18 protein-coding genes are annotated in these 23,202 nt (G+C 66.9%); 5 read left to right on the plus strand and 13 right to left on the minus strand.

All coding sequences use genetic code 11. From position 1 onward, the window contains the following. The first annotated feature begins 19 nt into the window (after positions 1-19). From CBW66_RS00320 to CBW66_RS00330, 3 genes are read left to right on the plus strand one after another with little or no spacing between them, the layout of a single operon-like run. A complete protein-coding gene (locus tag CBW66_RS00320; protein WP_086139507.1) occupies positions 20-679 on the plus strand; it encodes a transcriptional regulator in 660 nt (219 codons plus the stop codon). Positions 680-683: 4 nt separating this feature from the next. Beyond that, on the plus strand, positions 684-1,676 hold the full coding sequence (locus CBW66_RS00325; protein ID WP_086139506.1) for an ornithine cyclodeaminase family protein: 993 nt from the start codon (positions 684-686) through the stop codon (positions 1,674-1,676). A 32-nt stretch (positions 1,677-1,708) separates the two neighbouring features. Then, positions 1,709-2,680: a threo-3-hydroxy-L-aspartate ammonia-lyase gene (locus CBW66_RS00330; RefSeq protein WP_086139505.1), complete on the plus strand. Its 972-nt coding sequence runs from the start codon at positions 1,709-1,711 to the stop codon at positions 2,678-2,680. A gap of 33 nt (positions 2,681-2,713) precedes the next feature. On the opposite strand, the gene CBW66_RS00335 is transcribed toward CBW66_RS00330, so the two are convergent. Continuing rightward, positions 2,714-3,412 carry an aspartate/glutamate racemase family protein gene (locus CBW66_RS00335; RefSeq protein WP_086139504.1) on the minus strand — a complete coding sequence of 233 codons (699 nt, stop codon included), beginning with the start codon at positions 3,410-3,412 and terminating at the stop codon, positions 2,714-2,716. Positions 3,413-3,494: 82 nt separating this feature from the next. Between CBW66_RS00335 and CBW66_RS00340 the strand changes: the two genes are divergently transcribed. After that, positions 3,495-4,313: an AraC family transcriptional regulator gene (locus CBW66_RS00340; RefSeq protein ID WP_329957622.1), complete on the plus strand. Its 819-nt coding sequence runs from the start codon at positions 3,495-3,497 to the stop codon at positions 4,311-4,313. A 3-nt stretch (positions 4,314-4,316) separates the two neighbouring features. On the opposite strand, the gene CBW66_RS00345 is transcribed toward CBW66_RS00340, so the two are convergent. From CBW66_RS00345 to CBW66_RS00375, 7 genes are all read right to left on the minus strand, one after another. Then, complete coding sequence (locus CBW66_RS00345; RefSeq protein WP_086139503.1) at positions 4,317-5,162, minus strand: universal stress protein; 846 nt, start codon at positions 5,160-5,162, stop codon at positions 4,317-4,319. A 24-nt stretch (positions 5,163-5,186) separates the two neighbouring features. Next, on the minus strand, positions 5,187-6,992 hold the full coding sequence (locus CBW66_RS00350; RefSeq protein WP_086139502.1) for an alpha/beta hydrolase: 1,806 nt from the start codon (positions 6,990-6,992) through the stop codon (positions 5,187-5,189). A gap of 62 nt (positions 6,993-7,054) precedes the next feature. Beyond that, entirely contained in the window at positions 7,055-10,549 is a 3,495-nt protein-coding gene (locus CBW66_RS00355; RefSeq protein WP_086139501.1) for a PAS domain S-box protein, read from the minus strand. Next, positions 10,546-11,688 (minus strand): FIST signal transduction protein, encoded by a 1,143-nt coding sequence (locus CBW66_RS00360; RefSeq protein ID WP_086139500.1) that lies wholly within the window; start codon positions 11,686-11,688, stop codon positions 10,546-10,548. Before CBW66_RS00360 ends, CBW66_RS00355 begins: the two co-directional genes overlap by 4 nt. A gap of 14 nt (positions 11,689-11,702) precedes the next feature. Continuing rightward, positions 11,703-12,767, minus strand: coding sequence for an HD domain-containing phosphohydrolase (locus tag CBW66_RS00365; protein WP_086139499.1), 1,065 nt, complete (start codon positions 12,765-12,767; stop codon positions 11,703-11,705). Between the two features lie 49 nt (positions 12,768-12,816). Next, a complete protein-coding gene (locus CBW66_RS00370) occupies positions 12,817-13,320 on the minus strand; it encodes a chemotaxis protein CheW (RefSeq protein ID WP_086139498.1) in 504 nt (167 codons plus the stop codon). Positions 13,321-13,377: 57 nt separating this feature from the next. Beyond that, entirely contained in the window at positions 13,378-14,280 is a 903-nt protein-coding gene (locus tag CBW66_RS00375; protein ID WP_086139497.1) for a sensor domain-containing diguanylate cyclase, read from the minus strand. Positions 14,281-14,754: 474 nt separating this feature from the next. On the opposite strand from CBW66_RS00375, the gene CBW66_RS00380 reads away from it, so the two are divergent. Continuing rightward, the gene (locus CBW66_RS00380; RefSeq protein WP_086139496.1) at positions 14,755-16,416 is read left to right on the plus strand and encodes a PAS domain-containing methyl-accepting chemotaxis protein; all 1,662 of its coding nucleotides are present in this window, start codon (positions 14,755-14,757) and stop codon (positions 16,414-16,416) included. Between the two features lie 118 nt (positions 16,417-16,534). Here the strand turns inward: CBW66_RS00380 and CBW66_RS00385 are convergent, their stop codons facing one another. The 5 genes from CBW66_RS00385 to CBW66_RS00405 form a co-directional block, all read right to left on the minus strand. After that, entirely contained in the window at positions 16,535-17,821 is a 1,287-nt protein-coding gene (locus CBW66_RS00385) for a DUF445 domain-containing protein (protein WP_086139495.1), read from the minus strand. Between the two features lie 59 nt (positions 17,822-17,880). Then, entirely contained in the window at positions 17,881-19,278 is a 1,398-nt protein-coding gene (locus CBW66_RS00390) for an amino acid permease (RefSeq protein WP_086139494.1), read from the minus strand. Positions 19,279-19,489: 211 nt separating this feature from the next. Next, complete coding sequence (locus CBW66_RS00395) at positions 19,490-21,283, minus strand: MFS transporter (protein WP_086139493.1); 1,794 nt, start codon at positions 21,281-21,283, stop codon at positions 19,490-19,492. Positions 21,284-21,321: 38 nt separating this feature from the next. Then, positions 21,322-22,416 (minus strand): N-acetylglucosamine-6-phosphate deacetylase, encoded by a 1,095-nt coding sequence (locus CBW66_RS00400; protein ID WP_086139492.1) that lies wholly within the window; start codon positions 22,414-22,416, stop codon positions 21,322-21,324. A 3-nt stretch (positions 22,417-22,419) separates the two neighbouring features. Continuing rightward, positions 22,420-23,187, minus strand: a complete 768-nt coding sequence (locus tag CBW66_RS00405; protein ID WP_070223655.1) for a DeoR family transcriptional regulator — start codon at positions 23,185-23,187, stop codon at positions 22,420-22,422. Positions 23,188-23,202 lie beyond the last annotated feature (15 nt).

Genomic DNA, 23,202 nt, shown 5'->3' on the forward strand with positions numbered 1-23,202 from the left:
ATATGGATAATCTGTCTGCATGAAACCACACGCCGCCCCCGTCCCCGTTGCCAGCGCGCGCAACGCCGAACAAGTCCTGCTGCTGGAACAGCTCAAGCAGGTCGCCGATGGCCTGGCGCGCACCTTCGCGCCATTCTGCGAAGTGGTGGTGCATGACTTGCTGGCGCCCGAACATGCGGTGCTGGCCATCCACAACAATCTTTCCGGGCGGGCCGTGGGCCAGCCGGCGACAGAACTGGGCCTGGCGCGCATCCTCGACCCCGGCTTTGCCCAGGTGGTGGCCAACTATCCCAACAAGTTCGCCGACGGGCGCCAAGCCAAGAGCACCTCGATCGGCATCAAGGATGGCGACGGCAAGTACATCGCGGCTTTGTGCCTGAACGTGGACCTGACCCTGTTCCAGAGTTTTCAGAGCGCGATGAACCAGTTCGTGGCCGTCGATGCGGGCGCCGCGCCGCAGGAGTCGCTGGACCCGGCCGGCGCCGACGCCATCCGCGCCCGCATCGACCAGTTCGCGGCGCGCCAGGCCGCCTCGCCGCGCACCCTGAAAACCCCGGCGCGGCGCGCCTTGCTGCAGGAATTGCGCGCGGCAGGCCTGCTCGACGTGCGCCGGGCCATGGAAATCATCGCCGAACACCTGGGCGTGTCGCGCGCCGCCGTCTACACCTACGCCAGGTAAGCCCATGCACACTAGCCCTGATACCCCTGCGTCGGCGGCGCGCCTGCTGCTGCTCAATGCGGCCGCCGTCGCCGTCCACCTGCAGGCCGACGCTGTGCTGGCCGCCGTGCGCGACGCTTTCGTGCTGCACAGCCGCCAGCAGGGCCGCGTGTTTCCCGTCATCCGCGAAGCGCTGGCGACGGGCGGCGTGTTCGGCATCAAGGCCGGCGACGTGCCGGCCGAAAACCTGCTGGGTTTCAAGGCGGCTGGCTTCTGGCCCGCCAACCGCGCCGCCGGCGGCGAGCCGCACCAGGCCACCATCATGCTGCTCGACCCGGCCACCGGGCGGCCCGTGTGCATCATCGACGGCAATGCGATCACCACGGCGCGCACGGGCGCGGCCGGCGCCCTGGGCTTGCAGCAGCTGGCGCGGCCGGGCAGCGCATCGCTGTGCGTGTTCGGCACGGGCGTGCAAGCGACGGTGCAGGCCGAGTACGCGCTGCGCGTGCTGCCGCATCTGCGCCAGCTGCGCTATGTCAGCTCCAGCGGCCAGCCGCATGCCGCCTTCGAGGCCAGGTTTGCAGGCCGCATCGCCACCGTCCATGCGCCCGACGCCGACGGCGCCGTCGCCGCCAGCGACGTGGTGATCACCGCCACGCCGGGCCGCGCTCCCCTGTTCAGCGCGCGCGCCGTGCGGCCCGGCACCCACATCAGCGCCATCGGCGCGGACACGCGCGGCAAGCGCGAACTGCCCGAAGGCTTGCTGGCGCTGGCGCGCCTGGTGGTCGACGACGTGGCGCAGGCGCGCAGCATCGGCGAAGCGCAATGGGCGCCCGGGACTGCCTGCCAGAGCCTGGGCGACTTGCTTGACGGGCGCGCCACCTTGGTACGGCACGCGGGCGACATCACCGTGCTTGACCTGACGGGCCTGGCCCTGCAAGACCTGACGGTGGCGCGCCTGATTTACCGCCAGGCGCTGGCGGCCGGCAGCGGCACTGATATTTCCTGGCCGTGGTAGAGCCATCCCTCACTCGTTGAAAGGCACACAGCATGCAGAACCTGACACTTCCCACCTATGCCGACGTAGTGGCCGCCGCCGGCCGCATCGCGGGCCATGCCCACAAGACGCCCGTCATCACCTCGCGCACCGTCGACGCGGAGCTGGGCGCCGAAGTCTTTTTCAAGTGCGAGAACCTGCAGCGCATGGGCGCCTTCAAGTTCCGCGGCGCCTATAACGCGCTGTCGCAGTTCGACGCGCAGCAGCGCCGCGCCGGCGTGGTGGCTTTCTCCTCGGGCAACCACGCCCAGGCCATCGCCTTGTCGGCGCAGCTGCTGGACATTCCCGCCACCATCATCATGCCGCAGGATGCGCCGGCCGCGAAAATTGCCGCCACGCGCGGCTATGGCGGCAACGTGGTGCTGTATGACCGCTACACGCAGGACCGCGAGCAGATCGGCCGCGATCTGGCCGAGCAGCATGGCATGACCCTGATTCCGCCGTACGACCACCCGCACGTGATCGCCGGCCAGGGCACGGCCGCCAAGGAACTGTTCGAGGAAGTCGGGCCGTTGGATGCCTTCTTCGTATGCCTTGGCGGCGGCGGCCTGCTGGCCGGTTCGGCCCTGGCCACGCGCGCGCTGTCGCCCGCCTCCAAGCTGTATGGCGTGGAACCGGAGGCAGGCAACGATGGCCAGCAATCGTTCCGCTCGGGGCAGATCGTGCACATCGACACACCAAAAACCATTGCCGACGGCGCGCAGACGCAGCACCTGGGCAATCTGACATTCCCCATCATCCGGCGCGACGTCGACGACGTGCTGACGGTCAGCGATGCGCAGCTGGTCGAGCGCATGGGCTTTGCCGCCTCGCGCATGAAGCTGGTGATCGAGCCGACGGGTTGCCTCGGTTTCGCCGCCGCCCTGCAGATGAAGGAGCAGCTGCGCGGCAAGCGCGTGGGCATCCTGATCAGTGGCGGCAACGTCGACATGCAGCGCTTTTGCGCATTGCTGGGAAGCGCATGAGGCACGGCGATGCGTGGCGCCGCCGGCCGCACGTCAGCCTTCGCCGTCCAGGACGAAATCGACGGCTGCGTGCGCATGCAGCAGCGTGCTATCGAGCAGCGGCAGGACGCTGTGTTGCTGTTGCAGCAGCAGGCTGATTTCCGTGCAGCCGAGGATGACGGCTTGCGCGCCGCGCGCCGCCAGGGCATCGATGGCGTGGCGGTAGACTTCGCGCGACGCCGTGCGCACGATGCCGGCGCACAGTTCGGCGTAGATGATGGCATGCAGCGCAGGCTGCGCTGCTTCCGGCGGCACCAGCACGGCCAGGCCTTGCGCTTCCAGGCGCGTGCGCAGGAATGGCTGCTGCATGGTGAAGGCCGTACCCAGCAAGCCCACCGTGCGCAGGCCGCGCTGGCATGCCGCGTGGGCGACGGGATCGGCGATATGCAGGAAGGGCAGCGGCACGGCGGCCGTGATGTCTTCTGCCAGCCGGTGCATGGTATTCGTGCACAGAACGATGGCCTCGGCGCCGCCCGCCTGCAGGCGTCGCGCGGCGTCGCACAGGATGGCTGCCGCCTCGTGCCAGCGCTCCGCATGCTGGGCCTGCTCGACGGGCCCGAAATCCACGCTGTACAGCAGCAGGGGCGCCGAGCGTAGCGGCCCCAGTCGGGCACGCACGCCCTGGTTGATGATGCGGTAATATTCAGCGCTGGATTCCCAGCTCATGCCGCCGATCAGGCCAATTGTGCGCATATTTTTTCTCCGTCTGCATGGATTGAGGTGAGGGCAGACAGTATCGCCAGGAATGGCGCAGGCATCTATCAGGAAATTTCACATGGGCAGTTCGCACAATCGCGCACGCAAGGACCTGCCAGGCATGGCGATGCAGCCTGTCGCCTTTGCGGCGGGCCGGTGGCAGCTGCTGCTGTTGCCATGTGCGCCGTACAGCGCACGCGATCCCACCCAAGTCCATACCCTGGGCGTGTCGCTGCAGCGCCAGCGGGGCGTGCATTCCATCGGCGCCGACCGGCGCGGCGATTTCGACACCTACCCTGGCGTGCTGGCGCAGACGCCGGCTGGCGTCGAGGTGTTTTCCGAATCGGCGCATGGCGGCGAATACCTGGTGCTGCGCTGGTCCGGCGAGGAGATCATGGCAGCCCGGCGCCTGGAAGTGGCGGGCCATGCGGCCGCGCTGGCCGTGGCGCGCACGCTGCGGCGCTTGCTGCTGGCGCCGCAGTCCGACGCCCTGGCGCTCGAGCAGGGCGCGCTGGACTTGCTGGCCTTGCGGCCTGGCCAGGCGCCTGCCAGAGCGCCTGCCGGCCGTCCGCGCATGGCACGAGTGCTGGAATGCATCGCTGGTGAGTTTGCCCAGCCCCTGAACCTGGCTCAACTGGCGGCCGCCGAAGGCTTGCCCGTGCTGCGTTTCCTGCGCGATTTCAAGCGGGCCACCGGCATGACGCCGCATGCGCATATCGTGGAAACGCGCGTGCAGGCGGCACGCGCCTTGCTGCGCCAGTCCGGCGCGCCGCTGGCCGATATCGCCCTTGCCTGCGGTTTCGCGCACCAGTCGCACCTGGGCAGCGCGCTGCGCGCCGCCGTGGGCTTGACGCCGGGCCAGTACCGGCGCCTGCATGGCACTGGCGCGGTTGGATGAGTGTTAATGTGACACCAGCACCGGTAGCGTCATTTCCTGCAGCACCGTGCGCGTGATGCCGCCCAGCAGCGCCTCGCGCAGGCGCATGTGCCCGTAGCAGCCCATCACGATCAGGTCGCAGTGCCGCTGGGCCGCCATGGCCAGCAGGGCCGCGCCCACGTCCTGGCCCGGCGGCGTGTCATGCTGCAGCACCTCGACGTTGACGCCGTGGCGCGCCAGGTACAAGGCCAGGTCGGCGCCCGGTTGCTCGCCGTGCGCGGCCGGCTGGGCGTGCGAATTGACGACGGCCAGGGTCACTTGCCGGGCGCGCTGCAGCAGGGGCAGCGCATCGGTGATGGCGCGCAGCGCTTCGGCGCTGCCGTTCCAGGCCAGCAGCGGATGCTGCGCGATGCCCGCTGGCACGGCGCAAGGCGCGTGCGGCACCATCAGCACGGGCCGGCCGCAATGGAGCATCAGGTATTCGGCCGTGCCGGCGATGACGCGCGATGGCGTATCCTGCGCATCCGTCTGGCCCAGGATCAGCAGGTCGCAATAGCGCGCCTGCAGCAGCAGCGCGCCTTGCGCGTCGTCGTCGACGAAGCGCGTTTCGTAGGTGCCCAGGCCTTCCTCGCGGGCGATGCGCTCGAAGTCGTGCAAGGCCTCGCTGGCCTGGGTGCGCAGCGCCTGCATCTGCGCCGGTGCAAACTGCAGCGCGTTGACGCCGCCGCCATACGCGTAGCGCGAGATGCCGCTCATGGCCGAGCCGATCAGGTGGGCGCCTTCGGCAACGGCCAGGCGCGCGGCCAGGCGGATGCGCTGGGCGCAGTGGCGGGAATTGTCGACGTGGACCAGCAGGGTGGTGTAGGGCATGGCGTTTTCCTCGGTTGTTGGTTGTCAGGTCTGCAGCACGTAGCTGCCCGGCGCATCGCCCAGGTCGGGCCCCATGGCCGGTGGCGCCGCTTGCGCGCCCGGGCGTTCTGCCAGCCAGGCTTGCCAGGCGGGCCACCACGAACCGTCATGGTGCGGCACCTCGCGCTGCCAGCTGTCCGCGTCGATGTAGGGCGCGTCGTGGCGGTGCGTGGCCAGCTGGTAGTTGCGGTGCGGCTGCCCCGGCGGCGAGACCACGCCCGCATTGTGGCCGCCCGAGGTGAGCAAAAAAGTCACGTCCGTGTCCGTCAGCAACTGCAGCTTGTACACGGAACGCCACGGCGCCACATGGTCCGTCAGGGTGCCGACGGCGAAGACGGGCGCCTTGATGTCGGGCAGGGCGATGTGGCGGCCCGCCGTGCGGTAGCGCCCTTCGGCCAGGTCGTTGTGCAGGAACAGACGGCGCAGGTATTCCGAATGCATGCGGCAGGGCATGCGCGTGGCATCCGCATTCCAGGCCATCAGGTCGCTGTCCTGCTCGTCGAGGCCCAGCAGGTAATGGCGCAGCTGGCGCGACCAGATCAGATCGTTCGAGCGCAGCAGCTGGAAGGCGCCCGCCATCTGTTTCGTATCGAGATAGCCCTGCTTCCACATGGCCGCCTCCAGGAAACTGACCTGGCTCTCGTCGATGAACAGCGACAGTTCGCCCGGTTCCTTGAAATCGACCTGCGAGGCCAGCATGGTCAGGCTGGCCAGGCGCATATCGCCGTCGCGCGCCATCGTCGCGGCGGCGATCGCCAGCAGGGTGCCGCCCAGGCAGTAGCCGGCCGCGTGCACCTGCGGCGCGCCCGTGATGCGGGCCACGGCGTCGAGCGCGTCCATCACGCCCAGCTGACGGTAGTCTTCCAGCGACAGTTCGCGGTCTTCTTCCAGCGGATTTTTCCAGGAAATCATGAACACCGTGTGGCCTTGCTCCACCAGGTAGCGCACCAGCGAATTGTGCGGCGACAGGTCGAGAATATAGAACTTCATGATCCACGCCGGCACGAACAGCAGGGGCGTCGCATGCACCGTGGCGGTCGCTGGCGCGTACTGGATCAATTCGATCAAGTCGTTGCGGTAGACCACCTTGCCCGGCGTGACGGCCACATTGCCGCCCACTTTATACGTGCGCCGGTCGGGCGCGTGCGCTCCCATGGCGGCGCGCTGCCAGTCCTCGGCCGCGTGGATCATGCCGCGCGCCAGGTTGGCGCCGCCGCTTGCCAGGGTCGCCTGCTGCACCACGGGATTGGTCAGCATGAAGTTCGACGGCGCCAGCATGTCGAGCCACTGGCGCACGGTGAACGTGACGACATCCTCGTGGTGCGGCGCGACGCCGCGCACGCCCGTGGTGGCGCGGTGCCACCACTGCTGCTGCAGCAGGAAGCCCTGGTAGACCAGGTTGTAGGGCCAGCGCCGCCAGGCCGGGTCTTCGAAGCGCCGGTCCTGCGGCAGCGGCGCGATGCACGGCGGTTCGGCGGCGCCGCCAGCGATGGTCGATTGCATGGCGTACTGTTGCCAGCGGCCGATCTTCTTCCACGCTTCCTGCAGCAGGGCTTGCTGCTTCGATGGCGCCAGCGCCAGATGGCTGAGCCAGTCGGCATAGGCGTTGCCCAGCGCGGCCGGCGAAATACCGCCTGTAAACTTGCCCAGCCAGGCATTCAGAAGCAGGTCCAGGGTGGCGCCTTCCGGCGCGCTTTCCGGGTAGTCGGGCGCCGGCACGCCTTGCCAGGCGCTGCCCAGGCGCTCATGTTCCACGTTGTGCCGCGCGTCGCTCGGCTGTGTCTTGCTCATCCACGGCTCCTGTCATTTTTTTACAGGATAGCAAGAGCTTGTTTAAAAAATTATGATCTACATCAAGTTTGACCGGATGCGTGCAGCATGTGGCTGGCCGCCTGGATGGCCGCCTCCGTTTCTTGCACAAACAGGCGCAACTGCTCTTCCAGCGCGTCGAGGCGCGCCAGCAACGCGCCCTGCGGGGCCTTCGCCGCTTCGCGTTCGATGGCGGCGGCGATGGCGACGGCCGGCGCGGCGCGGAAGTTGGCCAGCAGGCCGGCCAGGGTGTGGGCTTGCCGGCTCACGGTGGCCCGGTCGCCTTCCCGCATGGCCGCCCGCAAGGCCTCCAGCTGCGCCGGCAAGGCGGTCAGGAACGATGCGCCGATGATGCCGATCACGTCGGCGTCGGCCTCGGCCAGCGCGGCCCCGTAGCCGAAGCGCGGCGTGTGCTTGTTTATTTGCAACACATGCTGCTCGATCAGGCTGTGGAAGGCGGCCGCGCGGAACGGCTTGGACAGGTAGTCGTCCATGCCGCCGGCGATGCAGCGTTCGCGGTCGCCTTCGAGGGCGCTGGCCGTCATGGCGATGATGACGCTTCTCGGCATGCCTTGCGCTTCGCGCGCGCGTATCTGCGCGGTGGCTTCGAAACCGCCCATTTCCGGCATTTGCAGGTCCATCAGGATCATGTCGAAATGGCCGGCGGCCTGGCAATCGAGGGCGATGCGTCCGTTGGCCGCATGCGTGACGCGGTGGCCCGCATTCGACAGCAGCACGGTGGCCAGTTCGCGGTTCATGGCGTTGTCCTCGACGAGCAGGATGTCCAGGCCGGGCGTGCCTTCGCTGACGGTCTGGCGCATCGCCACGGGCGCGGCGCTGGGCATGCCGCGGCAGGTGCCCAGCACGCTCATCGTGATGGCCAGCAATTCTTCGGGACTGGCAGGCTTGAGCAGGTAGCCGTCGATGCCCAGTTCGCGGCAGCGCGCCGCGTCGCCCAGGCTGCCGCAGGACGACAGCACGACGACGGGCACCTGGCTCCAGTGGGGCAGGGCGGACAGCGCCGATGCCGTGTCGAAGCCATTCATGCCGGGCATGGCGAAGTCCATGATGATGCAGTCCGCCGGCAAGGCGCCGCGGCAGTGCTCCAGCGCCGCCTCGCCGGATTCGCAGGCCGTGACCATGGCGCCGCTGCCCTCGAAGATCCGGCGCAGGATGGTCAGGCTGCTGGGATTGTCGTCGACCAGCAGGATGCCGCGTCCCGCCAGCGGGGCGCCGGGCGGCGGCAAGGGCTGCTGTTCGCCAATGGGCAAGGCCAGGTCCACGGTGAAGCAGCTGCCCTTGCCCAGTTCGCTCGACAGGCCGATGCGGCCTCCCATCATCGTCACCAGGCGGCGCGTGATCGACAGGCCCAGGCCCGTGCCGCCGAAGCGCCGCGTGGTCGAACCGTCTTCCTGCTGGAAGGCGTCGAAGACGGCCTCCTGCATGTCGGCGGCGATGCCGATGCCGGTGTCGCGCACGCACAGGCGCAGGCGGGCCATGCCGTCGCCGCTGGCGCGCAGCCGGGCACTGACGACCACTTCGCCCTGCGGCGTGAACTTGATGGCGTTGCCCGCCAGGTTGGTCAGCACCTGGCGCAGCCGGCCCGGATCGCCGAGCAGGGTGCGCGGCAGCGCGGGATCGACGTCGAGCACCAGTTCCAGGCCGCTGGCCTGTGCCCGCATGGCGTGGGCGCGCATGGTTTCCTGCAGCAGCTGACGCAGGTCGAAGGGGATGCTTTCCAGGGTCAGCATTCCCGCCTCGATCTTCGAGAAATCGAGGATGTCGTTGATGATGCACAGCAGGGCGTCGGCCGAGGCCTTGACGATTTCCAGGTACTTGCGCTGGTGGGCATCGAGGTCGGAATCGAGCACCAGGTCCGTCATGCCGAGGATGCCGTTCATCGGCGTGCGGATCTCGTGGCTCATGTTGGCCAGGAATTCGCTCTTCGCACGGCTGGCCGATTCGGCCACTTCCTTGGCCAGCAGCAGCGCGCGCTCGGCCGCCTTTTGACTGGAAATGTCGACGATGGTGCCCACCAGGCCGTGCAGGCTGCCGTCGGACTTCAGCAGGGCCGCCTTGCTGCACAGGACATCGACCTGCCGCGTGCCGACGATCAACTGGTCCTCATATGTGTGGTTACCCCGGTCCTGCAGCAGCGCCACGTCGTGCTGCCGCGCTTGCTGCGCCTGCTGCCGCGGCAGGATGTCCGCCACCGTCAGGCCCGCGATGCGCGCCTGGTCGAGATGGAAGAAGGCGCAAAAGGCGCGGTTGGCGCGCAGGTAGCGGCCGTGTACATCTTTCAGGTACAAAGGAATGGGGATGGTTTCGATCAGCGCATCGACGAAGTTGAGGTTGTGCCGCAGCTCGCGCGCCGCCTGACGCCGCTCCGTGATGTCCGTCAGGCTGCCGGTGACGCCGGCCAGCTGCCCCAGGCCATCGCGTTCGGCGCGCGCGCACACGTCGATCCAGCGCACGTCGCCGTCGCGGGTGACATAGCGCGCTTCATGGCGCATGCTGTCCACCTGGCCGCCCAGCAGCTGCGCCAGGCCGTCGGCGGCGCGCTCGCGGTCGCGCGCGTCGACGAATTGCAGGACGCGCTTGCCCAGGCTGTCGGCGGCGTCGAAGCCGGTGATGGTGTGCCAGGCGGGATTGAGGAAGGTCCAGGCGCCCTGCATATCCGTGCGGAACACCACCTCATTGAGGCTGTTGACGACGTTGCGGTATTCGCGCTCGCTTTTCGCGATGGTCTCGGCCATGCGCTTGCTCTCGCTGATTTCCGTGCGGATGGCGATGTACTGATAAGGCTTGCCGGCCGCGTCGAGGAAGGGCACGATGGTGGCGTCCACCCAGTATTGGCCTCCATCCTTGGCATGGTTGCAGATTTCGCCATGCCAGACCTGGCCGGCCGTGATGGTTTGCCACATCTGCGCAAAGAAGGCGTCCGTATGCGTGTGCGAATTGATCAGGCGGTGCGTCTGGCCGACCAGCTCTTCGCGCGCGAAGCCGCTGATGGCGCAGAATTTGTCGTTGACGTAGATGATGACGCCGGCCGTGTCGGTGACGCTGATAATGGCGTGCTGGTCCATCGCAAAGCGCTGGTTCTGCAGTTCGATGCGGCGCAGCTCCTGCTGCGCCACCAGCTCGGCCAGCAGCACCGACAGTCCCTCGATATCGCCGTCCTGCGGCAGGCGCAGGCCGGAGTCGTCGTTGCCCTGCAGGCGCACGGCCGCCACGCGCAGCGACTGGATCACGCGGTTGCGGCTGGCCAGTTCCGTGCGCAGCAGATCGTTGGTCATGCTCAGTTCCGTCGAACTCAGTTCCAGGCTGCGCGAGCGCAAGTCCAGGTCGCGTTCGGACTGTTCGTAGGCGCCGTCGATGCGCTGCAGCAGGGCTGGCAAGCCAGCCAGGAAACCAGCCAGTTCGCGCGGCGTGTCCGCTTTTTCGCACAGTGACTGCGCCTGTGCCAGCAAGGCGGCGCAGGCGCTTTCCGAGTCGATATCGCAGACGCGGTTCAATTGGCGGGCGAGGGTGCGGTTCATGCTTCGCTCAGGACGGTGACGGTCATCGTCTGGTTGTGCAGCTGGCACGTGCCATGCGGCTGGGCGATGCCGATTTCGCCGTTGGAGTAAAACCCGGCGATACAGGCCGCGCCGCCCAGCAGGTCGGCCACCGCTTCGACCTCTTCCTCGGCCCGGTCGCCCATCACCAGCTTGCGGCCCACGCAGCTGACCAGCAGGGCCAGCTGGCCGCCCTGCGCATCGACATGGGGCATGACGCCGCGCGCGGCCGTTTCGGCCCCGTCGATCAGCCGGTTGGTACTGGAATGCATGAGCTTCAGGTAGCCGTCGGCGAGGATGTCGCCGGCCAGGGTCAGCGAACCCTGTTCTTCGTCGACGGCGAGGATGGTGCGGAAGACATTGCTTTTTTCATGCGCGGCCGTGAGCATTTCAAACGGGAACAGCAGGCCCGAAGCGGGCAGATCGCGCGCATGGTCGCCCAGGTACAGCTTGTAGATGTCGAGCGCCCGCGCGCCATCGAGGCCATACAGCACGTTGTCGACGCAGCGCGTCACCTTGCGCGCGGGGCCGAACGCTTCCCAGCCCGCATGGCTGCCGTAGCCGAGGCGGATATGCTCGCCGTACAGGCCGACGGCGACGATGGTATTGTCGGCCGCGCCGCGCGGACCCAGGGTCCAGGTCTGGCGAAAGGCGCCGCCGTCCGCCGCCAGCCCACCCGACACCGTCACGCCCGGCGGCAGGTTCGCCTGCAGGCCGGCGATCAGGGCGCTGCCGTTGATGGCCACGCCCGTGCCCAGCATGAAGACGGCCGTCAGGCCGTCCTGCGGCAGCGCCTGCGCCAGGCGCTCGCCCGCCTCGTGCGAGTCCGCCATGTCGCAGATGATGGCGTCGGCAATCGCCACCGTCGTGCGGGCGAAGCGGATGGCCGTGATGACGCAGCTGTCGTCGTAGACGCGCTTGCCGGCGATCTCGCCGGCCGTGGAGCAGCCGGCGATGACGGCGCCGGGCAGCTGGCGGCGCAGTGCCGCCGTCAGTTCAGGCGTGGCGAAGTAGGGGCAGGCGCCGAAGGCCAGCACCAGGTCGGGCGCCATCGCGGCCAGAGGCGCCAGGGCAGCGTCGATGTCGGCACGGTTTTTCAGGATCAGTTGTTGCACGCGCATGGCAGCTTCCTCGCTTACAGTGGGTGGGCGTGGTGAGGGACGGGGTCCGGGTCGGGCAGGCTGTTGCGGATGGCCAGCACCTCGTCCCAGGCGCCCAGGAAGGCGTCGGTGCACAGCGGGCAGAAATGGCTGCCCCTGTTTTGCTCCAGGTACTGGCGCGCCTCGGCCAACGGCCAGGCCGGCTTGTACGGGCGCTCCGAACTCAGTGCGTCGAAGACGTCGGCCACGGCGACGATGCGCGCCGACAGCGGTATCTGCTCCTCCGCCAGGCCGTCCGGATAGCCGCTGCCGTCGTATTTTTCGTGGTGGCCGCAAGCGATTTCCTCGGCCAGGCGGATCAGCGGCGAGTCGCTGCCGGCGAGGATATGGCCGCCGATCTTCGCGTGCTGGCGCATGATGGCCATCTCATCGGGGTCCAGCCGTCCCGGCTTGAGCAGGATATGGTCGGGCGTGGCCAGCTTGCCCACGTCGTGCATGGGCGCCGCCTTGAGCAGCAGGTCCTGCCATTGTGCGTCGAGGCCCAGCTCCCTGGCGATCAACGCCGAGTAGCGCGCCATGCGCATGATGTGGGCGCCCGTTTCGGGGTCGCGGAATTCGGCCGCCCGCGCCAGGCGCGTAACCAGTTCCATCTCCCTGGCCGTGACGTTGGCGATAGCCTGTTCCACTTCGTGTTCGAGCAGCTTGGCGCGGTCGGCCAGCATGGTTTGCGCCGTGCGCAGGGCCAGCAGATTGCGCACGCGCAGGCTGAACTCGATGGTGTCGACAGGCTTGGTGAGAAACTCCGTCACGCCCAGCGAAAAAGCCTGCTTGCGCACGGCGTGGTCGTTTTCGGTGGTTACCATGATGATGGGGATGTCGGCCATGCCCGGCATCTTGCGGAAAATGCCAAGGAATTCGTTGCCCGACAGGCTGGGCATCCGGTAGTCGAGCAAGACCAGGTCCGGCACATGCGACTCGCACCAGTACAGCGCATCGACCGGATCGTTCATGCAGACGGGGGCGATGCTGCTGGCCTTGCCCGCCAGGGTCGCCAGCAGGCTCAGGTTGGTGTCGTTGTCATCGACGATCAGGATGCTCATGGTGTCTCCGGCGGGGCGGGTTCGGGTGGCGGCGGGGCTGGTGGCTGGCTCAGGCCGCCAGTTTTCCGCCGGCGTGCATGCCCATGCCCGATAGCAGGCTATCCATGTCGAGCACGATGAGCATGCGCTCGTCGAGGGCGCCGATGGCCGTCACGTGGCCGGCCATGGCCGAGCCGTGCAGCTGTGGCGGCGGCTTGAGCTGCGCCGGCGCCAGAGGCACCACGTCGGCCACGCGGTCGACCACGATGCCGGTGGCGCCATGCGCGAAGATCAGGATGATCACCACGGTCGAGGCGTCGTAAGCGGGTTCGGCCTGGCCCAGCGCGATGCGCAGGTCGAGCAGCGGCACGATGCTGCCGCGCAGGTGGATGAACCCCTTGAGGAAGGCGGGGGCGTTGGCGATGTGGGTCACGGCGCCGTAGCCGCGGATTTCCTGCACCAGGCCGATGTCGATCGCATATTCCTCCTTGGCGAGTCCGAAGACCAGCAATTCCCGGGCATCGGCTTGCGCCAGCTGGCTCGCTGCTGCGGCATGTGTCGTGATGGTTTCCATGTGCTTGCTCCTGTCAGGTGCTGCGGGGTGAATGAAACGGCGGAGATGGCCGGGTACTCAGGCTTGCTCGATGCGGTTGCGGCCATTGTTCTTGGCCTGGTACAGCGCGGCGTCGGCTTGCATGAATGCCGCCTTCCAGTCGCCGTTGTCGGGCAGCGGCGCCAGGCCGATGCTGACCGTTACCGGAATGGGCAGCTTGCCGAACTCGAAACGCGTCTCTTCCACGGCGCGGCGTATGCGTTCGGCCACCTGGCAGGCCATGCTCATGTTCGTATGCGGGAACAGGAAACCGAATTCCTCGCCACCCACGCGGGCGACGACGTCCGAGGCCCGCGCCTGGAACTGGAACACGGCGGCGATGGCTTGCAGGACGGCGTCGCCGGCGGCATGGCCATGCTGGTCGTTGACGTGCTTGAAAAAGTCGATGTCGGCGATGCCGATGGCCAGGGGGCTGTGCGCGCGCCTTGCCCGCGCGGCCGAACGCACGGCTTCGACGTCGAAGGCGCGGCGGTTGGGCAGATGGGTCAGCGGGTCGCTCAGGGCGATGCGCTGCAGTTGCTGCCAGCGGGCCGCATTCTGTTGTTCGATGGCGCGCTCGCGGCGCTGGTCGATGAAGAAGGCGCCCATGTAGTTTACGTCGCCGAGCGTGCCCAGGTCCATGGCCTTGAGCACGATGGGCAGCATGGAGCCGTCGCGGTGGCGAATGGCGAAATGGCGTTTGTGCCCGAGTACCCTGGACTTCTTGTCTCCGGCCAGATAGGCGCCGATCTGCGCGCCATGCTGCTCGCGCACGGCATCCGGCAGCAGCGCCTCGATCCGCTGGCCCGCGAGGCTGCCCTGTGCATAGCCGCTCAGCGCATACATGGCGTCGTTCGCATACTGGATGCGTGAAGCGGCGTCGATGATGACGGCGGCGTCTTCTGCGGCGTCGAGCAGGCGTAAGGCCAGGACTTTGTTCATGCGTATCTCCCCTGCATAGGTGCGGATTTCCCGAGTGGCGAAAGTGGCGCTGTCATCGCATCGCCTTTTATTTCCCCATGTCAATCATCATACCTCAAATAAAATAGAATGCAATGAATTTAATGATTTTAATGATTTGTGTTTGTGGTGCAACTGTCGTTTTTTTGTCCATCCTTACCTGGCTATGCTTGTTTTCGCTGTGCGATCACGAGAATCTATCCATTTGTCACCATTTCAAAAATGACAAATTCGTTTAAATTTTTAAATTAAATGTTGTAATTGGTTAATTCATGTTGCACAATGAATTTGATCTAAATCAAAAAGCTGGCGAATGGAGGCAAGTTGTTGGCAAGACGCCTCTCGCTGCTTGTCTGGATCTGAGCGGGAAATAGTCGTGTTGTTCAGGCCAGGGCGCAAGAGCGCTTGTTTCCGGATGGCACCGTCATTCGGTTGTGTAGGATAAGGGAGACAGAGATGCGTACAAATATGCCGGTAACGAACAGGGAATATGTGCTGCATGATGGTCAGACGGTGGTATCGAAGACTGACCTGCAGGGCAATATTACCTATGTGAATCAGGATTTCATCGATATCAGCGGCTTTTCGGCCGAGGAGCTGATCGGCGCGCCGCAGAACATCGTGCGCCATCCGGACATGCCGGTCGAGGCCTTCGCCGACTTCTGGCGCACCATCAAGAGCGGCAAGGCGTGGACGGGCATGGTCAAGAACCGCTGCAAGAATGGCGACTACTACTGGGTGGAAGCGAATGCCGCGCCGATGCTGGAAAACGGTCAGATGGTGGGCTATACCTCGATCCGCGTAAAACCCAGCCGGGAACAGGTGGCCGCCGCCGAGCGCGCGTACCAGGCCATCAAGCAAGGCAGCACGACACTCGAAGTGCGCGAAGGCGTGGCCGTGCACCGCTCGGCCCTGCGGCGCCTGAACCCGATGGCGCAGCTGTCGCTGCGCGCCAGGATGGGACTCGTCTTCGGTTCGCTGGCGCTGCTGTTCGTCGCTGCGCCGGCCATTTCCTATGTGGCGTCGGGTCACGCCGGCATGCCGATGCTGTTCAGTACTTTGTGCGGCGTGGTGTCGTGCGCGGCCGGCGGCTATACCTTGCAACGCTCGGCCGTGGCGCCGCTGGAGCGCATGCGCAGCGATATCGAGCGCATGAGCGCGGGCGACCTGTCGGGCAATATCAGCGCCAGCGGCAACGACGAGCTGACGGCGGTGGTCCAGGCGCTGCGCGTGCTGCAGACGAATGTCAAGTTGCTGGTCGGGCAAATCAAGGAATCGACGGGCGTGGTGGGCCGCGGCGCGGAGGAAATCGCCGCAGGCAATGCGAACCTGTCGCGGCGCACGGAGTCGCAGGCCAGCGCGCTGGAAGAGACGGCGTCGTCCATGGAAGAGCTGACCGGCACGGTCAGGCAGAATGCCGACACTGCGCGCGAGGCGAACCGCCTCGTCAGTAGCGCCTCCGAGACGGCGCACAAGGGCGAGCAAGCCATGTCGCAGGTAATTGCCACCATGAGCACGATCCAGGACAGCTCGCGCAAGATCGTCGACATCATCGGCGTGATCGACGGCATCGCCTTCCAGACGAATATCCTGGCCCTGAATGCGGCCGTCGAAGCGGCGCGGGCCGGCGAACAGGGGCGCGGCTTTGCCGTGGTCGCGTCCGAGGTGCGCAATCTGGCGCACCGCTCGGCCCAGGCGGCCAAGGAAATCAAGGTGCTGATCGGCGACTCGGTGGACAAGGTGAACATGGGGAGCCGCCTGGTGCAGGACGCCGGCAAGACGATGGGCGATATCGAGCAGTCGGTGCGCCAGGTAGCGGGCTACATGGCCGACATCACGGCAGCCAGCCAGGAGCAGAGCGAGGGCATCGAGCAGATCAACCATGCCATCACGCAGATGGATGACGTGACGCAGCAAAATGCGGCCCTGGTCGAACAGGCCGCCGCCGCGGCAGCCGACATGCAGCAGCAGGCCGTGCAACTGGCAACGTTGGTCGATTCCTTCCAGCTGGTGCGCGATATGGCGGCCGGCGCCGCCATATCGCGGCCGGCCGCCAGGGCCGCCGCACCGCGCAAGCTGTTATCGATGCCGGGGCTGGTGAACCCGCAGCCGGCGTGATTCGGCGGATGCCGCAACGAATGCCGGTGTGCCTGGCCGAAGCGTGCCGCGCCAGGCGCCGGCAGGGACAGTGCCCGGCCCCGGACGCGCGGCAGGAACTTGCGCCGGAAAAGTGCGCCTAGATCGCATGGCTGGCGGCGTAAATCAGCAAGCCCGCCAGGCCGCCCACGATGGTGCCGTTGATGCGGATGAATTGCAGGTCGCGCCCGATGGCCAGTTCGATGCGTTCGCTCATTTCCTCCTTGCTCCACAAGTCCAGGCGGGCGGCGATGAAGGCGCCCACTTCGCCCCGGTAGCGCCGTACCAGCGTGCCGCTGCCGGCGACGATGGCGCCGTTCAGCCATGCCCGGGCATGCTCGTCCTTGCCCAGCACCTGGCCCGTGTTGCGCGCCAGACTGGCGATGGCTTGCGCCAGTACGGGCACGTCGGCGTGCAAATCGGCCTGCAGGCGCGCGCTGATGTTGCTCCAGACGTCGCCCAGCATGCTTTGCACCGTATCGCTGGCGAGCAGCTGCAGCTGGTGGCGGCGCACCGTGTCCTGCCACCGCGGGTCCGCCTTCAGGTGCAGCGCGCTGTCGGCGATCCAGCCGGCGATGCGCTGGCGCAGCGGGTGCCGCGGATCGACGCGCACGGCGAGGGCGAATTTTTGCAGCGAGGCGATCATGCGCGGTTCGTACGCCTTCACGGCCTTTTTCACCAGCGCGTTCTCGATCTGGAAGGCGCCCAGCACGAAGTCGCCGATGGCCGCGTGGTGCGCCTCGTCGTCCAGGTAGGCGCCGCCGCGGTCGAGCAGGAAGTCGAGCAGTTCCTGCGGCTTGCCGTCGGCGATCAGCGCATCGATGCAGTCGGCGGCCACGTCCGACAGATTCAATTGTCCCAGGTAGCCGCTGGCCTGCTCGCGCAGCAGGCGGCCCAGTTTGTCGTGGTCGGCCATCGCCAGCAGCTGTTTCGCCACGCCGGCGCCGGCCATGCCCAGCTGCCGCGCGTGGGCCGCGTCGCTGAGCCAGGTGCCCAGGCGCGCGGCGGGATCGGCTTGCGCGATGCGTTCGGCAATGCCTTGCTCGGTAATGAAATGGTTTTCCACGAAGGCGCCCAGGCTGCGGCCGATGTCGGCCTTGCTGTTCGGGATGATGGCCGTATGCCACAGGGGGATGCCGAACGGGTGGCGGAACAGGGCGACGACGGCGAACCAGTCGGCGATCGCGCCCACCATGGACGCTTCCGCGAATGCCTCCACATAGCCCCACGCGGGATGGACGCCCCGTTGCGAGCGGGCCACGGCGAAGACCAGCGCGGCCAGCAGCAGCAAGCCGGCGGCCAGCAGCTGCATGCTGCGCAGGCGCGCGCGCTTGAGCTGGTCCGTGCTCTGGTCCAGCTGGGCGATAAGGTCGGGGGAAGGTTGCATGGATGGCGGTCTGCGGGGTTGCGAGACCGCCATCTTACTGCGATGGCGCGGTGACGGGCTTACTGTTGCGGATGCAGCAGCGAACGGCGGCGCGCATAGCCGAAGTAGATGACCAGGCCGATCACCAGCCAGATGGAAAAGGCCATCCAGGTGACCCAGCTGAGGAAGCTCATCAGGCCCACGCACAGGATCACGGCCAGCGCCGGCACGAAGGGCACGCCGGGGCAGCGGAAGGCGCGCGGCAAGTCAGGGCGCTTCTTGCGCAGCACCACCACGGCCACCGACACCATGGTAAAGGCGGCCAGGGTGCCGATGTTGATCAGCTCGGCCAGGACATTGAGCGGGATCGTGGCGGCGATCAGGCCGAAGACGATGCCGACCAGCCAGGTGGCGAAGAACGGCGTCTGGAAGCGCGGATGCACGGTCGACAGGCGCTTGGGCAGCAAGCCGTCGCGCGACATGGCGAAGATGATGCGCGTCTGGCCGAAGGCCATCACGAGGATCACGGTCGTCATGCCGAGGATGGCGCCCAGGTCGACGAAGCGGGAAATCCAGTTTTCGCCCGCATACTGCAGGGCCAGCGAGACGGGATGGTCGACGCCGAGGAATTTTTGGTAGGGCACGATGCCCGTCATGATGGCCGAGACCACCACGTACAGCACGGCGCACACGGCCAGCGAACCGATGATGCCGATCGGCAGGTCGCGCGACGGCTTCCTGACTTCCTCGGCGGCCGAGGTGACGGCGTCAAAGCCGATGAAGGCAAAGAAGACGAGGGCGGCGGCGCTCAGCATGCCGTGGTAGCCGAAAGGCATGTAGGGCTGCCAGTTGGCCGGCTGCACGTGGCGCGCACCGAAGATAATGAACAGCAGCACCACGCCCACCTTGATGGCCACCATGATGTTGTTCAGGCGCGCCGATTCGCGCACGCCCCAGCCCAGCATGGCCGTCAGCAGCAGCATGATGACGAGGGCCGGCAGGTTGATGAAGGTGGTCACGCCGGGCAGCGCGCCGGGCGCGGCCGTCAGGGCCACGGGCAGGGTGATGCCTATGCTCGACAGCAGCGACTGGAAATAGCCGGACCAGCCGACGGAGACGGCGGCCGCGGCCAGGCCGTATTCGAGCAGCAAGTCCCAGCCTATCATCCAGGCGGCCAGCTCGCCCAGGGTGGCATAGCTGTAGGTGTAGATGGAGCCGGCCACGGGCACAGTGGAGGCGAATTCCGCGTAGCACAGAGCGGCGAAGCAGCAGGCGACGGCGGCCACGACGAAGGACAGCGACAGGGCGGGGCCGGCCGTCAGCGCACCCGTGCCGGTGAGTACGAAAATGCCGGTGCCGACGATGGCGCCGATGCCCATGAGGACAAGGTCGAAGGGCCCCAGCACCTTGGCCAGACCTCCCGGTTTCTTGCTGTGGGCAATCATATCATCCAAATTCTTGGTTCTAAATAAGCTCACTGTGTCTCCTGGTGGTTTTTGTCATGGCGCCATTGCCGCCTCGTGAGTAGCACGACGCAGCCAGATTCTAGCCCACGCGCCCGTGATTCCAGAAGGAAAACCGTACGCTACCGTGCGCGCCAGCCCCGTAAACTTGACCGGCAGGCAAAAAAACAGCCCCGGATGGTGGGCCGGGGCTGAAAAGGAGACTGCTACAGTTGGTTACTTTGGCTTACTTTGAAAAGTGCGCCTCGATCTCTTCCAGAGTTTTACCTTTGGTTTCCGGCAGTAAAAACGCGGCCGCCAGGAAGTACAGCACGGTGCAGCCGGCGCCGAAGAAGAACAGGGTCGAATAACCGTGCAAGCCCACCGTCGGCAGGAAGATGGCGGCGATCACCGTCGAGACGAACTGGTTGACCAGCAGGGCGATGCTCATGCCGTTCGAGCGGATGCGGGTCGGCATCAGTTCGGACAGGGCCAGCCACACGCACACGCCCGGTCCCACGGCAAAGCTGGACACGAACACGCAGATGGCGATCGCCACCAGCCAGCCGTGCGTGGACGAGGGCACGGGACCCAGGCTGGCCTTCTCGATGCGCAGCGGCGCCTCGCGTCCGGCGGCCGGGTCGGCGAACGGGTTCAGGTGCAGCTGGCGGAAGAACACGCCGATCACGCTGTCGGCCTGCACGGCGTCTTCGCGGGCGATCGTCACCTGGCGCAGCACGGGATCGTCGCTGCGCAGGCTTTTCACGTTGGTGAACGGGCCGTAGGCGTAGGCGATGGTCAGCTGCTGCGGCGTGCCGTCGGCGGCCGCGCCCAGGGCCGTCAAGGTGGCCGCATCGAGGCGCACGTTCAAGCCATCGGCTTGCACTTGCGCCGCGATGGCGGGGCGCACGTCGGCCAGGTGCGCCTCGGCGCCGCGGAACAGCAAGCCGGCCGCCAGCAGCGAGACGACGATGCCGCCCGTGCCCAGCATCAGCAGGAACTTGCGGCCCTTGCGGTCGACCAGCAGCACGGCCACCACCGTCATCACGGCGTTCAGCACTTTCAATAACACGTCGGCCATGTTGGCCGAGGCGCCCGACAGGCCCGCCTGGTTGAGGATATTGACGACATAGGCGAGGATGGAATTGATGCCCGTCGCCTGCGTGCAGGCGAGGATCAGGCAAGCGAGCAGGAAGGGCAGCACGTAGCGGCGGCTCAGCAGCGGATCTTTCGCCCTGGCAGTGCCGCCGGCCTTGGCCGCGTTCTCGGGCGTATCGAGCATGTCGCGCAGTTCCAGGTCGGCGGCAGCGGGCAAGCGCGTGCGCAGCAGCGACTGGCGCGCCTGCTCGATGCGGCCACGGCGCGCCAGCCAGCGCGGCGACTCGGCCAGCAGCAGGGCGCCGACGGTAAACACGAGGCCCGGCGTCAGGCAGACCCAGAAGATGCTGCGCCAGGCGTGGTCCTTGGCGGTAAAAATGGCGGCGATCCGGCCCGCTTCCGGCAAGGCTTGCGCCGCTTGCGTAGCCGCTTCCACCGTCTGCGCTTGCAGCAGGCCGATCAGGGCGGCCGCCACCAGGCCGATGGTCAGCAGCAACTGGAACAGGGCGGCACCGCGTCCGCGCTGCTGTGCGGGCAGGCATTCGGCCAGATACAGGGGCACGACGACGCCGATCAAGCCGCCGCTGATGCCTTGCAGCAGGCGGCCCAGCAGCAGCGGCATGTAGCCGTCGGCCAGTGCGATCAGCGGGATGCTGGCGCTGAACAGGGCGCCGGCCAGGAACATCACCCAGCGCCGGCCCAGGATATCGGCCAGGGCGCCGGCGAACAGCGACGACAGCACCGAACCCAATAACACGGCGGCGACGATAAAGCTCAGCTGCTGGGCCGTCAGTTTCCAGGCCACCGAGGCCGTCGATTCCAGGTAGGGCAGGGCGCCGGCGATGATGCCGATGTCTATGCCGTACAGCAATCCCCCCATGCCGGCAATAAATAGCAGGTAGCGCATGGCCCACACGGGGGCCTTGTGTGACGTGTCGTGCATGGTAACTCCGGGACGGGGTTGAGGTAAGTTGAGGTGGTCTAGCGGGTGGAAAGATCGATGGCCGCGCCTTCGACGAAGACGGACACGGGCTGTAACCGGGAATCGAGGACGACGATGTCGGCCCAGGCGCCCGGCGCCAGCCGGCCCCGTGCGGATTCGCCCAGGTAATCGGCCGGGTACAGCGAGACGCGGTTCGAGGCGTCGGCCAGGTCCAGGCCCAGGTCGACGAAATTGCGCAGGGCCTGGTCCATGGTCAGCACGCTGCCGGCCAGCGAGCCCGTGGCCAGGCGCACGCAGCCCATGCATTTGTAGACGCGCTGCGTGCCCAGGCCGTATTCGCCATCGGGCATGCCGGTGGCCGAGGTGGCGTCCGTCACGCCGTACAGGCGCGGGATGGCGCGCAGGGCCGCGCGCAGGGCGCCCTTGGCCACGTGCTGCAGGTCGGGGATGATTTCCGCGTATTGGGCATGCGCCAGCGCCGCGCCCACCATGCCGGGATCGTAGTGCGTCATGCCCGTCATGCCGTTGTACAGGTGGGTGAAGCCGGCGACGCCGGCCTTGAGCGCCGCCACGCCTTCGTCATACGTGCCGGCGCTGTGGCCGATTTGCACGCGTATACCCATGGCCGTCAGTTGCGGGATCAGTTCCAGGTGGCCGGGGATTTCCGGCGCCATGGTCAAGACCTTGATCGGGGCGATGGCGTGGAAGCGCTGCACCAGCGCCAGGCTGGCCTGCACCACGTCGGGCGGCTGTGCGCCCAGGCGGTGCAGGTTCAAGAACGGGCCTTCCAGATGCACGCCCAGCATGCGCGCGCCGTTGGCGGGGCGCTCGGCGATGACGCCGGCCAGGCCTTGCAGCGCGCGCACGATCGACGGCTCTTTCGCCGTCAGGGTGGTGCCCAGCAAGGCCGTGGTGCCGTGGCGCGCATGCACCTGCGCCACGGTGGCGCCGGCGTTGCCGCCTTCCATGATGTCGGTGCCGGCCGCGCCGTGCACGTGCAGGTCGATGAAGCCGGGCAGGATGGTCAGCGCGCTGTCGGCGGCAGGGTCTTCCTGTATCTGGACGATGCGCTGGTCAAAGGTGATGGTGCCCGTGATCCAGCCAGATGGGGTAAGGATTCTGCCGCTCAGCATGTGTTATTCCGCTATAAAAAGTTCGATGCCCAGCTTGTGCAGCCCTTCGCGGTATTCCTGGCTGATGCTGGCATCGGTGATGACGGTATCGACGCGGTCCAGCTGCACGATGCGGTGCAGGCTGACGCGGCCGAACTTCGAGGCGTCCGTGAGGACGATGATTTTCTTGGCCCGTTCCACCATCTTGTGGTTCAGGCTCGCTTCCGCTTCGTGGTGGGTGGTGACGCCGAACTGCAGGTCGAAACCGTCCACGCCCAGGAACAGCTTGTCGAAGCTGTACGCCTGCAAGCAGGTTTCGGCCTGGCTGCCCTGGATCGACAGCGACTGCTTGCGCAGCAGGCCGCCCGTGAGTATCAGGTCCACGCCGGGCGCGTCGGCCAGCTCCCAGGCGATGTTCAGGCCATTCGTCGCCACCGTCACGCCGGTGGCGTCGCGCAGATGGCGCGCCAGCGAGATGGTGGTGGTGCCCGAGTCGATGATGATGTTGTCGCCCGGTTCCACCAGCCGCGCCGCATAGGCGCCGATGCGCTCCTTCTGCTCGTGGTTGATGGCGTCCTTCTGGCGTATCGTGTGTTCGGGCGGCGGCGTGCGCGTCAGTGTCGCGCCGCCGTGGCTGCGCGTGGCCATGCCTTGCGCTTCCAGCGCATTCAAGTCGCTGCGGATGGTGACCGCGGACACGCCGAGCTTTTCCACCAGATCGGTCACTTGCACCGAGCCCTGCTGGGCAAGCATTTGGAGGATGGATTCACGGCGTTGGCTGGTATTTCGCATGGTGGCGGGCTCGGT

Source organism: Janthinobacterium sp. GW456P (assembly GCF_002127655.1).
Lineage (GTDB): Bacteria > Pseudomonadota > Gammaproteobacteria > Burkholderiales > Burkholderiaceae_D > Janthinobacterium.

What these genes read in the sequence shown, in the direction of transcription:
- CBW66_RS00320 (WP_086139507.1), top strand. Translation starts at nt 20, where the DNA reads ATGAAACCACACGCCGCCCCCGTCCCCGTTGCCAGCGCGCGCAACGCC.
- CBW66_RS00325 (WP_086139506.1), top strand. Translation starts at nt 684, where the DNA reads ATGCACACTAGCCCTGATACCCCTGCGTCGGCGGCGCGCCTGCTGCTG.
- CBW66_RS00330 (WP_086139505.1), top strand. Translation starts at nt 1,709, where the DNA reads ATGCAGAACCTGACACTTCCCACCTATGCCGACGTAGTGGCCGCCGCC.
- CBW66_RS00335 (WP_086139504.1), bottom strand. Translation starts at nt 3,412, where the DNA reads ATGCGCACAATTGGCCTGATCGGCGGCATGAGCTGGGAATCCAGCGCT.
- CBW66_RS00340 (WP_329957622.1), top strand. Translation starts at nt 3,495, where the DNA reads ATGGGCAGTTCGCACAATCGCGCACGCAAGGACCTGCCAGGCATGGCG.
- CBW66_RS00345 (WP_086139503.1), bottom strand. Translation starts at nt 5,162, where the DNA reads ATGCCCTACACCACCCTGCTGGTCCACGTCGACAATTCCCGCCACTGC.
- CBW66_RS00350 (WP_086139502.1), bottom strand. Translation starts at nt 6,992, where the DNA reads ATGAGCAAGACACAGCCGAGCGACGCGCGGCACAACGTGGAACATGAG.
- CBW66_RS00355 (WP_086139501.1), bottom strand. Translation starts at nt 10,549, where the DNA reads ATGAACCGCACCCTCGCCCGCCAATTGAACCGCGTCTGCGATATCGAC.
- CBW66_RS00360 (WP_086139500.1), bottom strand. Translation starts at nt 11,688, where the DNA reads ATGCGCGTGCAACAACTGATCCTGAAAAACCGTGCCGACATCGACGCT.
- CBW66_RS00365 (WP_086139499.1), bottom strand. Translation starts at nt 12,767, where the DNA reads ATGAGCATCCTGATCGTCGATGACAACGACACCAACCTGAGCCTGCTG.
- CBW66_RS00370 (WP_086139498.1), bottom strand. Translation starts at nt 13,320, where the DNA reads ATGGAAACCATCACGACACATGCCGCAGCAGCGAGCCAGCTGGCGCAA.
- CBW66_RS00375 (WP_086139497.1), bottom strand. Translation starts at nt 14,280, where the DNA reads ATGAACAAAGTCCTGGCCTTACGCCTGCTCGACGCCGCAGAAGACGCC.
- CBW66_RS00380 (WP_086139496.1), top strand. Translation starts at nt 14,755, where the DNA reads ATGCGTACAAATATGCCGGTAACGAACAGGGAATATGTGCTGCATGAT.
- CBW66_RS00385 (WP_086139495.1), bottom strand. Translation starts at nt 17,821, where the DNA reads ATGCAACCTTCCCCCGACCTTATCGCCCAGCTGGACCAGAGCACGGAC.
- CBW66_RS00395 (WP_086139493.1), bottom strand. Translation starts at nt 21,283, where the DNA reads ATGCACGACACGTCACACAAGGCCCCCGTGTGGGCCATGCGCTACCTG.
- CBW66_RS00400 (WP_086139492.1), bottom strand. Translation starts at nt 22,416, where the DNA reads ATGCTGAGCGGCAGAATCCTTACCCCATCTGGCTGGATCACGGGCACC.
- CBW66_RS00405 (WP_070223655.1), bottom strand. Translation starts at nt 23,187, where the DNA reads ATGCGAAATACCAGCCAACGCCGTGAATCCATCCTCCAAATGCTTGCC.